Genomic DNA, 15,202 nt, shown 5'->3' with positions numbered 1-15,202 from the left:
GCGCACCCCGCCGCCACGGGAAAAGATCAGCGCAATGGCCGGGCGGTCACAGGCGAGGACTTGCGCGATCTGGTGCTCAAGGCCCGCAGGGAAATGGCCGACGGCAGCGCCCCCCATGCCCGACGGGCGGTTTTTCGCGCGGTACACAAGCTGCTCATGGAATCCGGCACAGGCAACAGTGAGCAATCTGCATAAAAATGCAAAAATCCTGCATAAAATGCTTGACCATAAACCAGGTATGAGCTAAAAGCATTTTTCGTTACAACGCCCTTGTAGCTCAGTCGGTAGAGTGCATCCTTGGTAAGGATGAGGTCAGCAGTTCAATCCTGCTCAAGGGCTCCATGAAATCAATCAAAGGTTACTGTCTCGGCAGTGACCTTTTTTTGTCTGCGTGCCTTTTCTGTGCCGTTGCAACCTGTCTTGCCTGCGCTCCGCCGCATTGGGGGGGGCCAATTGCCCTGCCCCCCCGCCTGCACTGTGGCGGCAACCTGTCGCGCCATACAAAAAAACGCCCCCTCCATCAGCACAGCCACCACCCTTCACGGCAACGCTCCCCCGCACGGGAGGGCAACGGCCCAGCAGGAGGCCCTGCCGCCCTACGCAGCATGCTTTATTTGACAACCTATTGACTTTCCAAAAATTTTTATTAAAAAACCCTGAAGATAAACTAGGCTCTAGCAAGTCAGAAATGGCCTTTTATAAAGGCGTAGCGGGAAACTGCTGGAACTTCTGCCTACAGGAGAGATGTTTTGCGCGCTTTTCGCCCTGCGATCAGCGGCGCACAGCAGACGGCATATGCCTGCCCTTGCGATTTTTTTCACGGCTCGCGCAGCGTAATACCGCCGCATGGCGACAAGAAAATGTATCGCAGCAAGTTCATGTGACATGAGATTATACATCTTTTTTTACTGACCGCCGCCTGCCTCCTTCTTCCTGTTTTCAATCATGCCGCCCTTTGGCCGCAGAGATTGCCTCCAGAAAATTCGCCCACGTTTTTCCGGCCGATTCTGGCGCTGCTGCGAAAGCACAATTTTACGTGCGCATCTGCCTTGCGGCTTTGACCGTTCACACGGCAAGCCGTTGCGCTGAGCACGGAATTGCAGGCCGTGCATGGCCTGAAAAGCATTGAGGTCTACAGCGAAGGCAAACCTGTAAGCAAAGAAGAGTTCAATGACACCACGGATGCCGTCACCTATACCTTTGAGGCCAAGCCCGAAAAGGACACCTGGTACAACTTCGTAGTAATGGACGGCAAGGGCCGTTACGCCGTCACCAACCCTGTTTGGGTTGAAGTGAAAAAATAGGCAGCGGCCAGACTGTGACGCAACAGGCCCACGCGGTGACCACGCCGCGTGGGCCTTACTCATGCCATGCCGCAAAAAAGCGAAAATGCCCGGCTGGCCGGGCATTTTCCACACACGATGGCATCTCTTCCATATCATGTCAGACAATAAAAGTACCGGGCCATTGCCGTCTCGGGCGCTTGTATCATCCTGACTGGCGACCTGCGCGAAGCAGGCCGCGCTGACGCAAAACGGCTCACCGCAACAACGGTCAGCCGCTCTGCCGGAAACCTATTTCATGTCTACGGCCTTGACCCAGATGACGGCGTCCTGAGAAAGCTCCTTGCCCTGATATTCCTTGTCCGGGCCTACGCCAAGCGCGGCAAAGCCCCACCAGCCGGACTTGGGAATGCCGAAGGTCAGATAGCCCTGATCATCGGTAAAGATGGTCTGGGTAACAAACGCATCGTGCGGGTACTTGACTGTGCCCTTCTTGGTCATGGCATTGGCCTTGAGGTCGGGCATGTGGTTCATGTATTCCACTTCCACCTCGGCATTGGGCACGGGCTTGCCGCCGGAAAGCACGCGCGCCTTGAACACGTTGCCGGTCCACACGCCATAGGGCTTGATCAGGGGCACGATTTCGCAGGGCAGGCCCAGCGCGGTGTGCCAGTTGCCGGGAATGCCGCCCACGTTGACCACCAGCTTGGTGATCTGCTGCATGTAAACGTCTTCTTCTTTTTCAAGATAGTAGCCGGGAACCATCACAAAGGTGTAGTCGCCCATGGAGCGCATGTCTTTGCGGGGAATCAGGGCCGAAAAGGCCGGGCCGGAGGATTCGGGATTTTTCCAGGTAATGGGCTTCAGCGTGCTCTTGAGGTCGATTTTTTTCGGCTCGTTTTCGCCACGCTGATACATGGCATAAAACTCCTTCACTCCGCCCATATCCATAGTGTGTCCGGCTTCGGCCGGGTGGGTGAAGACAATGCGGACGTCGAGGTCGCCGGGTTCGCTTTTCGCCACTTCCGGCGTGTACATGACCATGAAGTGCGCCTGGGCGGGTACGGCCATCAGGGCCAGAAGCCCGGCGAAGATCAGGGTTTTGATGCTTTTCATAAAACCTCCAATAGAATTTGAATTTCAAAGTCTATAGTTTATGACAAAAAACGGTCGCAATGCGGCCTGCCGCACAATTTCACCTTGAAACTGTCCCACCGTCGGCGTGAGCAGACGGCTGCCACGAAGGCGTAAACCTGGTTATTTACGGCTCAAGCGCTATCTGCTTACTCTGTTCGGCGCCCTCCCGAGCGCCCTGACGCCTTGAGACGTACATCTTAAAGCAAAATGGCTTACTGAACGATCTTGGAGCCGTCCACTTCCACCTTGTGGCCGTCACCGGCGTCAAAAATGACCTTGTACGCGCCCTCGGGCTTCTTGAAGTTATATTCGCTGTCTTTGTTCATCTTGCCTTCAAGCAGGGTCTTGCCGCTGCCGTCCACCACCTGCATTTTCACGCCGGAAGCCGAGGAACCGTCAGAAAAGCCGCCTTCGCAGGTTATGGTTCCGTCGCCGTTGTCAAAGCAGCTGCACAGGGGGCTGTGCGCCAGGGCTGCGGTAGCAAAGAGCATGGTCAGGCCGAGCACTGCGGCCAGAAAAAGATTTTTCATCATATCCTCCTTAAGATGTTATGCCGTGACCGGCTTTTTGGCGTCCAATTTTTTTCTGCTTTCAGGTTCGGGTATCATGCCCATCACAATGGTCAGCGCCACGCACAGACCGTAAAAAATCCACATGGCCTGCCAGCCTGAAAGCCCCAGCAGCGTACCGCCGGTAAATACCAGCGTAGCCACCGCCAGCCCCAGGCAGGTCTGATAAAAGATGGAAAAAAGCATCCAGCCCGTGGAATTGGATTGCAGCCGCACCATGACGGAGGTGGGTACGCAGGGCGGATACAGGGCCATGAACAGCATGAGCGCCAGGGCGTGCAACGGGGTAAAGCCGGTAGCGTCCTCACGCATGCTGTCCTGCACGGGGGCGTCGCCATCAAGGCCGTAAATGGCCCCAAGGGTTGCCGCGCTGTTTTCCTTGGCCGCAAAGGCCGAAAGCAGGGCAATATTGATCTTCCAGTTAAAGCCGGCATGGCGCGTTACCGGTTCCAGAGCCTTGCCCGCCATGCCCAGGGCGCTGTGCTCAAAGGTTTCTTCGCGCAGTTCGCGGCGCAACTGCTTGCGCGCGCCCATCAGCTTGCGCAGCGCAGGGCGCAGGGCCTTGCCGTCCTCTCCCACAGCTCTCACAATGGTGAAATAGAGCGGGCTTTTTTCCTGAAAGGCCGCATCAATCTTGTCCGAGGCGTCCTGATCCGTCACGCTGCGCTTGGCATCCTTGAGGGCTTCTTCAAACAAGAGCAGGGGCGTCACGTCATCCAGGGTGAACTGCCCGGCCAGCCCGGTCTTGTCCACGGCCTTGACAAAATCGCTCATGGCTTTTGCGGACTTTTTCTCGTACACGGCCATGCGCTCTTCCCCAAGACCGGGAAAGTTGATGAGCGCAAAGATGACCACGGCCACGGCCAGCACCACGGTGAAGATCTTGCGCACAAATATCCACACCCGCTCAATGGCGCGCGAAAGCACGCCCCTGATGGTGGGCAGGTGATAGGGCGGCATCTCCATAATAAAGGGCGCGCTGGGCTTGCCCCGCAACAGGGTAAGCGAAAGGGCCTTGGACACGGGAAGCGCCATGAACAGGGTGATGGTGGCAATGAAAAACATTGCCATGCCGCTGTTGGCGGCAAAGTAGGCGCTGATCAATATGAGATACAGCGGAACCTTGGCCAGACAGTTCATCATGGGCGCAATGAGAATGGTAGCCAGGCGGGCCTTTTCGTCCGGAATGGCCCTGGTAGCCATGACTGCGGGGATGGCGCAGCCGCCCACATACACGCCGCCAAGGATAAGCGGCAGCGTGGATTGCCCGTGCAGGCCGAAACGTCGAAAGGCGCGGTCCAGAATAAAGGCCATGCGCGGCATGTAGCCACTGTCTTCAAGAATGGCGATAAGTGCAAAAAGAAGAAAGAATATGGGCAGATAATTAAGGATGGCCGTAACGCTGCGCATGACCCACACGCCCAGCGAACGCAAGAGCGGGTCTTCAAGAAAGCCGGACGCGGGCAAAAAACCCGCCAGGGCATTCTGGGCATTGTCCCACAGGGGCCAGATCATGGCCGCCACATCCCCGCCGAATACGATTGATATCTGATACAGAACCAGCAGAATAGTCAGCAAGATGAGCGGGCCGAAAAATCTGTGGCAAACAAACCTGTCCGTTTTGTCGGAAAGGCTTGTGGTTCCCTGCGCGGGCAGGCTCACATGCCGTGAGGCCAGCGCGGCAGCCGTGCGGTGTCGGGCAAAGGCCACGTGCCGTTCGGCGTTAACACCTTGCGCGGCGGCGAAACCCTCGCGCATGGCCGCCACCCTGGCCGGAATGTCGGCCGCTTCGCCGCAGCGCTTCTGCACCAGAGCAACGGCAGCTTCGTCATTCTCCAGCAGCTTCACAGCCAGCCAGCGCACGGGCAGCCCGGCCAGAGCTTTCTCATGGGCAATCAGGCCCGCAAGCTCGGCAAGATACGGCTCCATAGGGCCGTAATCCACGACAAATGCAGATCTTGGGCCGCCTTCCGCCGCGGCGGTCAAAGCCGCGCGCAATGCCTGCACTCCACTGCTTTTCTTACCCACCGTGGGTACAACGGCAATGCCCAGTTCGCGGGCCAGCCCGTCCACATCAATCTTGATCGAGCGCCGTTCGGCCACGTCCATCATATTGAGAGCCAGCACGAGCGGCGTTTCCATTTCCAGCAACTGCAGGGTCAGATAGATGTGGCGCTTGAGGTTGGCCGCGTCAGCCACGTTGATGGTGACCTGGGGCGAGGCTTCAAGAATGAAGTCACGCGCCACTTTTTCTTCCAGCGAATACGAGGTCAGGCTGTAGGTTCCCGGCAGGTCCACAAGCTCCACCTTGCGGCCGCTGAGGTTAAAGTACCCTGTCTTTTTTTCCACGGTGACGCCGGGATAGTTCGCCACATGCTGGCGCGCCCCGGTGAGCATGTTGAACAACGTGGATTTGCCGCAGTTGGGCTGCCCGGCCAGAGCCGCTAACAAGGGGGAACTCATTGCCCGTCAACCTCCACAAGATCAGCTTCGTCATGGCGCAGGCTGACGTGGTAACCGTCCAGCTCAATTTCCACAGGGTCCACAAGCGGCGCATTGCGCACAACGCGCACTCGCGCGCCGGGGTAAAAACCCAGATCCATCAGCCGTTGGCCGAGGGCGCCGGTGGCGCTGATATCTTTTACGCTGCCGGTATCGCCCGGAACCATCTTGCTGAGTGTCATCAAATGCTCCTTGCTTACGCAACAATAACCGACGCGGCCAGTTCGCGTTCCACGGCCACCCGTGCCTCGCCCACTGCCACAAGAATTGGCCCGCCGTTATCGGCAAGCACGTCCAGTTCCACGCCGGGTAAAACGCCGATGGACTCAAGGCGCTGCAATTCTGCCTCTGCCGCATTGACGGCAAGGACAAAGACTGTCCGGCCCGTGCCGACCGTCTGAAGAGTTTTTGTGTGCGACATACTAACACCCGATATATAATGAAATTAAAATTGAATTTCGTTTTAGATACCCTTCTCTCGGCTTTACGTCAACACGGAAAAAATATTCTGAAAACACGCACAAACACCCTAAGGCCGCATTTACTTCAATACTATAAAAATATAAATTAATTAAATATGTTACATCAATAAAAGGGTACAGTGCGCGAGGCCAAACCCACAAAGAGGCCCATGCTGCAGAGCCATACGCACCAGCAAAACAGGCGCAAAAAACAGGCCGTAAAGAACTGCGCTGTGCACCTCTTCTTACGACATCAGATATCAATTATAGATATATATAAAACAAGGGCGTCCAGACGGCATGGACACAGGCGAAGCATGCACAGCACCGCTCAAGCCCACGGCGGACAGTCATCGTAGCACGGGTCTGGCTCCACTGCCCCGTTCCAAAGAGCGGACATACGACAGATTAAGCCCGCCTACCGGACAGTGTTGCCCGACATCTCTCTGCCACTGCCGTCCAACAGATCTCTGTCGCCTACAGCCCCGCCGCCTATACGGACTCTTTTTTCTTTGCCTTACGGCGCGGGTTCAGATTGCTTATAAGCACACCCGCCACCACAAACGCGCCGCCCACAAGCCCCAAAAAAGGCAGTCTTTCACCGGCCATGCGCCCGAAAATGGCCGCCCATACAGGTTCGCCCGCGTAAATCAGGGTGGCCCTTGTGGGCGAAATGCTTTTCTGCGCCCAGTTCATGACCAGTTGGATAAGGGCCGTGGCAAGCCCCAGGCCCCCGGCGCTGCACGCCAGCAGCCAGGAAAATTCCGGCACGGATTCCCCTGCCAGCGGCATCAGGCTGAAACTCAGCAAGGCGGTCACAGTCACCTGCACCACAGTAACCCTGCGCACGTTAACCGTACCCGCAAAATAGCTGATGAACAGGATCTCCAGCGCGCATGCCACGGCCCCCAGCAAGGTAAGCAGTTCCCCTGTGCTGAAGCCCGGCGAAACGCCGTCCGGCCCGGCCAGCATGATCAGCCCCAGCAGGGCGCAGCCGATGCCGAGCCAGCCCATCTTGCTGGGCGGACGCCGCATGAAGAGCCATTGCAACAGCGGCACTGTAGGTACATAAAACGCTGTTATAAAAGCAGATTTACTGGCGGTAATGGTTTGCAGGCCAAAGGTCTGCAAGGCATAGCCGCCCAGTAGCGAAAACCCGATGATCGAACCGGCAAAAAGCTCGTGCAAGGTCAGGCCACGCAGGACAGGCAGAGAAACCAGGGTCAGCGCCAACGCCGCCGAGCCAAAACGCAGGCCCACAAAAAACAGTGGCCCGGTCACGTCCAGGGCGTTGCGAATGATAAGAAAGGTTGTACCCCATATGATGGTGATACCCACCAAAGCCCATTCGCCCCGGCTGAGCTGAAAAATACTTTTGTCCTGCATAGGCGTGAACCTTTATCTCCTCTCTGGGCGGGCAGTACCCGCAGACGCGCTGCCCAAAAAACGGCAGACCGCCATGATAGCCCGCGCCTCTGCAAAAGTGAACCGTCTGGCGACGTCTTCGTCCGCCGGCTATGCCCGCAGGCGGCCGGACGCAAAAAAGCAAGGTCCCTTTGGCACAAAGGGACCTTGCCTGCGAAAGCGGTCAGGCCGGAAAGCGGGCGGGGGCCAAAACGCAAAACCGGGGCTGGCGCTACTGCGTATAGTGCTTCTTCATCTTGTAGCCAAACCACACAAAGAGCAGCCAGATGGGCGCCGCATAGACGGAAGCGGCCATATCAATCTGCACAAGCACCACAAACACCACCACCATGAAGATCAGGCAGAGATAGTTGGACCAGGGATGCCAGAACGCCTTGAAAACTATCTTTTCCCCGGTCTTTGCCTTGGCGGCCCTGAACCTCAGGTGGGTCAGGCTTATCATGGCCCAGTTGATCACAAGGGCCGTCACCACCAGCGCCATGAGCACCCCCAGAGCTTTGGCGGGCATGACGAAGTTCAGCAACACGCACAGCAGGGTTGCGCCGGAGGAAATCATCAGCGCGTAAACCGGAACTCCCCTGGCGCTCACAGCAGCCAGAACCTTGGGCGCGTTGCCCTGAAGCGCCAGCCCGTAAAGCATGCGGCTGTTACAGTAAACGCAGCTGTTGTAAACGGAAAGGGCCGCGGTCAGCACCACAAAGTTCAGCACATGCGCGGCCGAAGGAATGCCGATGAGGTCAAAAATCTGCACAAAGGGGCTGGCTACCATAGCCTCGGCCCACTGGCTTTTGCCCATGGAAGCGCCAAGCTGGTTCCAGGGGTGCAGCATCAGGAGCACCGTAAGCGCACCGATGTAGAATATCAGGATACGGTAGATGAGCTGGTTGACGGCTTTGGGAATGGTTTTTTGCGGATCGGAAGCTTCCGCCGCAGCTATGCCCACAAGCTCAAGCCCGCCGAAAGAAAAGCTCACCACCGCAAGCGAGGTGAACACGCCGCCCCAGCCCCTGGCAAAAAAGCCGCCATACTCCCAGAGATTGCTTACCTTGGCATCGGGTCCGGCGCCCCCGGTGACGAGCAGAAACGTTCCCAGCGCAATCATTGCCACAATAGCCGCCACCTTGATGGAGGCAAACCAGAACTCCATTTCGCCAAAAACGCCCACCTGAGCCAAATTGACCACATTGATGAGAATAAAGAAAAAAGCCGTGGTCTGCCACGGCTCTATGCCCGGAAACCAGTATTGCACATAAACGGCAACGGCCGTCAGCTCCGACATGCCCACCAGCACATAAAGAATCCAGTAATTCCAGCCGGAAAGAAGACCGGGAAACTCGCCCCAGTACTTGTAGGCAAGGTTACTGAACGAGCCGGCCACAGGCTCTTGAGCCATCATTTCGCCAAGCTGGCGCATAATGAGAAAGGCGATAAAGCCACCAATGGCGTAACTCAGTATGACGGCAGGCCCGGCCATCTGGATGGTTCCCGCAGATCCGAGAAAAAGGCCCGTGCCAATGGCGCCGCCAAGGGCGATCAACTGAATGTGCCTGTTTTTCAAGGCACGGTGAAGCTCTGGTGTTTCTTTTTTCATAGCCGGCTCGTGTGTTAAAATGATTCGGCAAGGCATATCAGGATAATGAAGCTTTGAAAAGCCGCCGGAACATGCCGCGCCGCTCTGTGCGGTCTTTTACGGGCATGTGGCGCAGGACAGCATTTTTTTGTCCCTTTGTGCGAAAAGTACATCCGCCCGCTGGACAGATGCCGCATGGTATCGTAAAATTTATTTGAAAAATAAAAATTTTAAGCTGCGTGCCGCGCGGCGGACGCCCGTCCGTGCGGGCGTCGGAATAACCAGCCCTGACGGGCATTAGCCGTCAACCACAGGAGACCGCCATGAGTACAGTTTTGGGATCGCTTGACCATGTTCTGCTGATGGCCCCCGGCCCCAGCCCCGTTGCCCCCAATGTTCTCCAGGCCATGAGCCTGCCCACCCTGGGGCATCTTGACCCCGACTGCATCAAGGTGATGGACGCCATCCAGGAGCAGCTTCGTGCCGTGTGCAAAACCGGCAACGTGGTCACCTTTCCCCTGTCGGGTACCGGCTCTTCGGGCATGGAGGCCTGCTTCGTAAACCTTGTGGAACCGGGCGACGCTGTGCTTGTGGTCAACAACGGCGTGTTCAGTTCCCGCATGGTCGAGGTGGCCTCACGCCTGGGCGCGGAGGTGGATGTGGTGGAAAGCCCCTGGGGTACGCCCGTAAAGGTTGAGGATGTCAAAGCCCAACTGGGCAAAAAGCATTACAAAATTCTGGCCGTGGTGCATGCCGAAACCTCGACGGGCGTCAACAATCCCATTGCCGAAATCGGTGAACTGGTCAAGGGCAGCGACACGCTTTATATGGTAGACAGTGTGGCCGGCCTTGGCGGCGTGGATGTGCAGGTGGACAACTGGGGAGTGGACGCGTTTTACAGTGGTTCGCAAAAGTGCCTTTCCGTACCTCCCGGCCTTGCTCCCGCCTCTTTTTCCGAAGCCGCCATGCAGGCCATGAGCAAGCGCAAACACAAGGTTCCCAACTGGTATCTTGATGTTTCACTTATCCGCAAGTACTGGGAAGGCTCACCCCGCGTGTACCACCATACCGCGCCCATCAACATGTACTACGGCCTGCATCAGGCCCTGGATAACCTGCTGACAGAAGGGCTGGATGCGGCCTTTGCGCGCCATAAGGCCATGCATCGCCGCCTGGCGGACGGCCTGGCGGAAATGGGCTTCAGCATGTATGTAAAGGAAGGTGCGGCCCCGCAGGTGAACCTTTTCATTCCCCCTGCGGGCGTGGACGCCAACGCCCTGCGCGCCTGCCTGCGCGAAAAACACAAGATCGAAGTGGCGGGCGGCCTTGGGGCGCTTGCCGGCAAGGTCATTCGTGTGGGCGTCATGGGTGAGGGCGCGCGGCCTGAAGCCATTGACAAGCTTCTTGCCGCCGTTCGGGCCTGCCTCGGCCAATAAGTCTTCACAAAACAGAAACGCGGGCAGCGGCCGGCCGCTGCCCGCGCCTTCCTCTCTCAGGCCTTTTTTGCATCAATTTTTTTCATGGCCGGCGCGCTTGTTCCGCAATGAACGCGACGCTCGCTGTTTCGCTTTTTTTCAATTTCTTCCGAAACCCTCCTGAAAAACTCCTCCGGCGGCACACGCAGCGCCTCGCAGATAGAGTAGACGGCATTGACCGTCGGTCGTTTCAGTTCCTGTTCAATATCGCGCAGATAGCGTCGTTCGAGACAGGCAAAGTCAGCCAATGATGACTTGGTCATGCCGCATTCTGCGCGCAGGGCCTCAATCACCCTTGCAATGGCGCCCGAAAGGTACGGATATACTTTCATAAGGTTTAATTACACCAAAACATGCCGATGAATATGAACTATAGCACTCACAAATCGAGAACTATAGTTTACATTTTCCCAATATTTATCATTTTTTTGCCGCCTTGAACCGAAAAATACTTCTTTAAAACTATCCATATATCAAGAATTCCTGTTGTTTATTTTTCCAGTACATATATACTTTACATAAATGACAAACTTTAAAACATTCATGTGCATAAATTTAAAATATTGCTATATTTATATATAACAAAAATTGATCACAATATTCTAGTTATGCATTACATATAATAATCATACATTAATAATACATGATTATTAATTCATAAATATAAGTACCAACAAACAGCATCAATAAAATATAAATATACGCCAACAACTTTAATATATGATATCCATAGCGAAATATATAAGTACATATTTATAAAAATATACATTAAAAAATGAGCGGCCTTCTTTCTACCGTGCGCTACAAAGTAACAATACGAACTGACATCATTACCAGGACGATATCGCCCCCTTTAGCGAATATATATTTTTCTACTTTTATTTCAAGGTATTAACTATAAAAAACTCAATATATCCCTAATTAAAAATATAAACTAGGTGCAATAAACTTTTGATACTTGCATCAACAATTCCATAAAGGTAGAGTGATTTATCAATTTACTGCGGATCTGCCGTGCAGTTGCGACAGATCCCCAAACTGGCCCCCTGTCATACCAGAATGCTGTGATATGCAGACACACTCTCTTACCCGTGCGCCGGTTGCGTCGCACTCCCCGAAGTCAAGCAACGGCCCCTGCAAACCTCAAAGCCCACATGACATGTCTGCCCTGGCAGCATTGAGCAAACGCTTCCCTAACGACCTGCGACCCCTGAGGAAAGCGCTCATGAAGAAGTTTCAATACAGAGTTTTTCTGCCGCTTCTCGCCATACTCTTCTATTTATTTTTTTCCACGCCCGCTCTTGCCGGAGAGGTCGTGCGCGTGGGCTTTTTTGATTTTGGCGACTATATGGCACGCGACCGGACCGGACACTACCGGGGAACGGTCTTTAAGATTCTGCATGAAATTTCAGTCAATACGGGAATGCGCTATAAAATTGTGGACTGCGGCGACTGGGCTCGCGGCCTGCATCTGCTCGAGCGCGGCCAGATAGACCTTTTGCCCTGCACCTTTTACCTGCCCGACCGGGAAGACACCATGCTCTTTCCCGACCTGCCCCTTGCCATTTCCTTTGTCACCATTGCCGTCAGATCGGACGACACACGCTACAGTCACGACACGCAGACGGCGTTTGACGGCATGCGCGTAGGCGTCATTCTCGGCAGCAGAGACGTTCCAGCCCTTGCGGCCCATGCCCGCAACCTGGGCATAAACATACACCCCGTTGCCTACACCAGCCGCGCGTCCATGCTACAGGCCCTGCACGACAAGGAAGTGGACGGCGTCGCCACCAGCCAGCCCAACATCAATACAAGCCTTCGCGTGGTGGCCCATTTTTCTCCGGAACCCTTTTATCTTGCCGTTACCCCAAAGAAACCGGATCTGCTTGCCATGCTCAACGCAGAGCAGCGCCGGATCACGCAACGCATTGCTGCCACTCATGAGCTGTACGGCAAATATCTTTCCGTCAATATGGCCGAACAGCCTCTTTTTACCCTTGATGAGCATCTGTACCTGAATGAAGGCAAGCCCGTTATCGTTACCTATGACCCCGACTGCCCTCCCCTGACCTGGGAAAATCAGAAAACTCGCGAATTTTCAGGCACGGTTGCTGACCTGTTCAATAAAATCGCAAAAATGACGGGACTCAACTTCCAGTTCATGCCCATGCCCATGGCCCAATCCCTGAGCATGGTCACCAGCGGAGAGGCGGACATTGTTTGTGCTCTTTCCGGAAACTTTTTATGGGATAAAGAACTGCGCATACGCACCACACGGCCCTATATGCGCACGGCGGTGGTTCAGGTATACCGCCATGACGGCTCGCCCCAGAACGGACGGCGCATGGCGCTGCGCCGGGGCTGCCTGATCTCTGCCCAGGTGGCCGCCGACAACAATGATAAAGAAGCGCGCTATTACGACAATCTCACCGAATGCCTTGACGCGCTCGTCAACGGCGAAGCGGACACGACCTATACCGACGTGTACGCTGCGGCCCACCTGCTGAAAGACCCGCGTTATGCGGGCCTGTCTGTGAATCCGGCGGACAAGTACTTCAGCAACCTCAGAATGGGCGTTTCGCGTCATGCAGACCTGCGCCTGTACTCCATCCTCGACAAGGGCCTGCAATCGCTGCCCGTCGGGGCCATTGGCGCAATGGCATCCGACACCGATCCCCTGCAGCGTGAGACCTCGCTCACTGAATTCATCAGTCAGAATCCCATAAGCGCTTTCAGCGCTCTTATGCTGTTTTTTCTCACTGTCACCCTGCTCATGGGCATCAACCTCGCCATCAAGTCCAGCAGCAATAAACGCATACAGATGCTGCTGCACCGTGACATGCTCACCGGCCTGCCCAATCTGTACAAATTCCGCCAGGATTGTGCCAAACTTCTCGGAAATACCGGCAAAAAGGCATATGTTCTGCTGTTTGGCGATATCAGCCAATTCAAGGCCATCAATGACCAGTTCGGCTTCTCCAGTGGGGACAACCTGTTGCGTGCCTACGGCGACATTTTGCGAAACAATGTGGCCGAAGGCGAGCTTTGCGCCCGTGCTTCGGCCGACATGTACTCGCTGTTTTTGCGTTATGAGGGATGGGAACTGCTGCTGGCGCGGCTGCGCCATATGGATGAAAGCCTGGACATCTGGCGGCAAAAGGAAGAAATGCCGTACAAGATCAAAACGGTATACGGAGCCTACATTGTCAGCGGCACAGAGGGGCGCGACGTACAGCTCATGCTTGACCTGGCAAACTATGCGCGCCGCGAGGCCAAGCGCAACGGCAGCACCCGTCTGATGCTTTATGACGAGCATATGCGGCAAGAGGCCCTGTTGCACCAGGAGCTTAACGGCAGGCTTGAAACCGCCCTCAAGGAGGGCGAGCTGGTTCCCTGGTATCAGATCAAGGTGGACATGCGCACAGGCGCCATTATCGGCAGTGAGGCTCTGGTGCGGTGGAACCACCCCACTCGCGGCCTGCTCATGCCCGACAGCTTTATTTCCCTTTTCGAGCGCAACGGCCTGATTATGGACATTGACATGCACGTGTTCACCCAGGTCTGCAAAGCCATGCAAAGCTGGCGCTTGCGCAACCTGCCGCTGTATACGGTTTCATGCAATTTCTCGCGCGTACATTTCGATCGGCCCGAATTTCCCCGGCAACTGGCAGAAATAGCCGACCGCTACGCCATCCCCCACGAACTGCTGGAAGTGGAAATAACCGAAAGCGTCATCATGAAAAATCCCGAAGCGGCCTGGTTGCGTCTCATCCAGCTCAAACAGTACGGATTCAAGACCGCCATTGACGACTTCGGCGCGGGCTATTCCTCACTGGGGCTTGTGCAAATGCTCAATGCCGATGTCATCAAGATCGACCGCAGCTTTGTTTTGCGCGACCTGCCCGGCCAAAGAGCGCAGACAGTGCTCGGCAATATCATACGCATGGCTTTGGATCTTGAAATGTCAGTGATTTGCGAGGGGATCGAAACCGCCGAGCAGGCAGCCATCCTCATGCGGCTTGGCTGCTTCAAGGCCCAGGGCTACTACTATGCCCGGCCTGAACCCGAGCACGAATTTGAGGCCCGCCTGGCAATGCTTATCACCTAGATGTAGAGCGCCTTTGGGAATGTACGTTCCAGATGTAGAGCAGATTACCTTTGAGAATGTATATTCTCAAAGGTAATCTGCTCTATCGAAAATGCCGCATGCTGGAAAAAACATGCTGCGACGTAAACGTCCTTGACTCTGGCAGCCGTCCTGCCGCTCAATCCGGAGGGGGGAGTGCGCCGTCGGGCGACGCCGGTAAAAGGCAAGACATTGGGGAACGCGCGGCTTTTTTGAAGGGTTAAGGCTTAAAATCTAAAGCGTTATGTGTCGGCGCTTTCTTCATTTTTCTTCTGCTCCATGCTGTGCAGGATAAGGCTCATAAGCCGCCTCGTCTGCATTTCAGCATCGAACTCGCGCAATATGGTCTGTTGCGCGCCAACACGAACCTGTCCCAACGAGGGGGCATTTTCCAAGGCATCGGCTATAGTGCGCGCCATGCCTTCCGCGTCCCAGAAGCTGCACAGAAAACCGTTGACGCCGTCCCGGATGATCTCCCGCACAGGCGGCGTATCAGAGCCGATAACCAGCGTTCCGCAGGCCATGCCCTCCAGCAGGCCGGTGGTCAGCGCATGGGGCGCGGCCAGGTAGACATAGGCCGTAGAGGAGCGCAAAAGCTCCCGATATTCCCTGAGCGTGCGCGGCCCAAGCACATGCACGCGAACCCGCTGCTCC

Annotated in this window: 13 protein-coding genes and 1 tRNA gene; 5 read left to right on the top strand and 9 right to left on the bottom strand. The window is 55.6% G+C overall.

What is annotated here, in order from left to right:
• The 3 genes from V6C16_RS03270 to V6C16_RS03260 all read left to right on the top strand — a co-directional run.
• Positions 1-195: hypothetical protein (locus V6C16_RS03270; protein WP_333542771.1), on the top strand; the 195-nt coding region annotated here is incomplete at its 5' end.
• A 71-nt stretch (positions 196-266) separates the two neighbouring features.
• A tRNA-Thr gene (locus V6C16_RS03265) sits at positions 267-342 on the top strand.
• Between the two features lie 764 nt (positions 343-1,106).
• Positions 1,107-1,304, top strand: coding sequence for a hypothetical protein (locus V6C16_RS03260; protein WP_333536381.1), 198 nt, complete (start codon positions 1,107-1,109; stop codon positions 1,302-1,304).
• 270 nt (positions 1,305-1,574) lie between these two features.
• Here V6C16_RS03260 and V6C16_RS03255 read toward each other — a convergent pair whose 3' ends face one another.
• The 7 genes from V6C16_RS03255 to V6C16_RS03225 all read right to left on the bottom strand — a co-directional run bounded on the left by V6C16_RS03255 (position 1,575) and on the right by V6C16_RS03225 (position 8,968).
• Complete coding sequence (locus tag V6C16_RS03255; RefSeq protein WP_333536382.1) at positions 1,575-2,399, bottom strand: DUF4198 domain-containing protein; 825 nt, start codon at positions 2,397-2,399, stop codon at positions 1,575-1,577.
• Between the two features lie 233 nt (positions 2,400-2,632).
• Positions 2,633-2,950, bottom strand: a complete 318-nt coding sequence (locus V6C16_RS03250; protein WP_333536386.1) for a hypothetical protein — start codon at positions 2,948-2,950, stop codon at positions 2,633-2,635.
• 18 nt (positions 2,951-2,968) lie between these two features.
• A complete protein-coding gene (gene feoB / locus V6C16_RS03245) occupies positions 2,969-5,452 on the bottom strand; it encodes a ferrous iron transport protein B (protein ID WP_333542770.1) in 2,484 nt (827 codons plus the stop codon).
• On the bottom strand, positions 5,449-5,673 hold the full coding sequence (locus V6C16_RS03240; RefSeq protein WP_333535164.1) for a FeoA family protein: 225 nt from the start codon (positions 5,671-5,673) through the stop codon (positions 5,449-5,451). The genes feoB and V6C16_RS03240 overlap by 4 nt, the downstream gene beginning before the upstream one ends.
• A gap of 14 nt (positions 5,674-5,687) precedes the next feature.
• Positions 5,688-5,912: a FeoA family protein gene (locus V6C16_RS03235; RefSeq protein WP_333535163.1), complete on the bottom strand. Its 225-nt coding sequence runs from the start codon at positions 5,910-5,912 to the stop codon at positions 5,688-5,690.
• A 532-nt stretch (positions 5,913-6,444) separates the two neighbouring features.
• Positions 6,445-7,338, bottom strand: coding sequence for a DMT family transporter (locus tag V6C16_RS03230; protein WP_333535162.1), 894 nt, complete (start codon positions 7,336-7,338; stop codon positions 6,445-6,447).
• Between the two features lie 250 nt (positions 7,339-7,588).
• Complete coding sequence (locus V6C16_RS03225) at positions 7,589-8,968, bottom strand: amino acid permease (protein WP_333535161.1); 1,380 nt, start codon at positions 8,966-8,968, stop codon at positions 7,589-7,591.
• 302 nt (positions 8,969-9,270) lie between these two features.
• On the opposite strand from V6C16_RS03225, the gene V6C16_RS03220 reads away from it, so the two are divergent.
• Entirely contained in the window at positions 9,271-10,383 is a 1,113-nt protein-coding gene (locus V6C16_RS03220; RefSeq protein ID WP_333535160.1) for a pyridoxal-phosphate-dependent aminotransferase family protein, read from the top strand.
• Between the two features lie 56 nt (positions 10,384-10,439).
• Here the strand turns inward: V6C16_RS03220 and V6C16_RS03215 are convergent, their stop codons facing one another.
• Positions 10,440-10,754: a helix-turn-helix domain-containing protein gene (locus V6C16_RS03215; protein ID WP_333535159.1), complete on the bottom strand. Its 315-nt coding sequence runs from the start codon at positions 10,752-10,754 to the stop codon at positions 10,440-10,442.
• An 893-nt stretch (positions 10,755-11,647) separates the two neighbouring features.
• On the opposite strand from V6C16_RS03215, the gene V6C16_RS03210 reads away from it, so the two are divergent.
• The gene (locus tag V6C16_RS03210; protein ID WP_333535158.1) at positions 11,648-14,530 is read left to right on the top strand and encodes an EAL domain-containing protein; all 2,883 of its coding nucleotides are present in this window, start codon (positions 11,648-11,650) and stop codon (positions 14,528-14,530) included.
• A gap of 260 nt (positions 14,531-14,790) precedes the next feature.
• Here the strand turns inward: V6C16_RS03210 and V6C16_RS03205 are convergent.
• Positions 14,791-15,202, bottom strand: a 412-nt coding sequence (locus V6C16_RS03205; protein WP_333542769.1) for a glycosyltransferase, incomplete at its 5' end; no start/stop codon positions are given.

Source organism: Desulfovibrio sp. 1188_IL3213, from assembly GCF_036763145.1.
Taxonomy (GTDB): domain Bacteria; phylum Desulfobacterota; class Desulfovibrionia; order Desulfovibrionales; family Desulfovibrionaceae; genus Desulfovibrio.
Note: the sequence above shows the minus strand (reverse complement) of the source record. Positions and strands in the feature narration are given on the sequence as shown.

Coding starts and splice junctions, on each gene's coding strand:
- V6C16_RS03255 (WP_333536382.1), bottom strand. CDS start 2,399: ATGAAAAGCATCAAAACCCTGATCTTCGCCGGGCTTCTGGCCCTGATG.
- V6C16_RS03250 (WP_333536386.1), bottom strand. CDS start 2,950: ATGAAAAATCTTTTTCTGGCCGCAGTGCTCGGCCTGACCATGCTCTTT.
- feoB (WP_333542770.1), bottom strand. CDS start 5,452: ATGAGTTCCCCCTTGTTAGCGGCTCTGGCCGGGCAGCCCAACTGCGGC.
- V6C16_RS03240 (WP_333535164.1), bottom strand. CDS start 5,673: ATGACACTCAGCAAGATGGTTCCGGGCGATACCGGCAGCGTAAAAGAT.
- V6C16_RS03235 (WP_333535163.1), bottom strand. CDS start 5,912: ATGTCGCACACAAAAACTCTTCAGACGGTCGGCACGGGCCGGACAGTC.
- V6C16_RS03230 (WP_333535162.1), bottom strand. CDS start 7,338: ATGCAGGACAAAAGTATTTTTCAGCTCAGCCGGGGCGAATGGGCTTTG.
- V6C16_RS03225 (WP_333535161.1), bottom strand. CDS start 8,968: ATGAAAAAAGAAACACCAGAGCTTCACCGTGCCTTGAAAAACAGGCAC.
- V6C16_RS03220 (WP_333535160.1), top strand. CDS start 9,271: ATGAGTACAGTTTTGGGATCGCTTGACCATGTTCTGCTGATGGCCCCC.
- V6C16_RS03215 (WP_333535159.1), bottom strand. CDS start 10,754: ATGAAAGTATATCCGTACCTTTCGGGCGCCATTGCAAGGGTGATTGAG.
- V6C16_RS03210 (WP_333535158.1), top strand. CDS start 11,648: ATGAAGAAGTTTCAATACAGAGTTTTTCTGCCGCTTCTCGCCATACTC.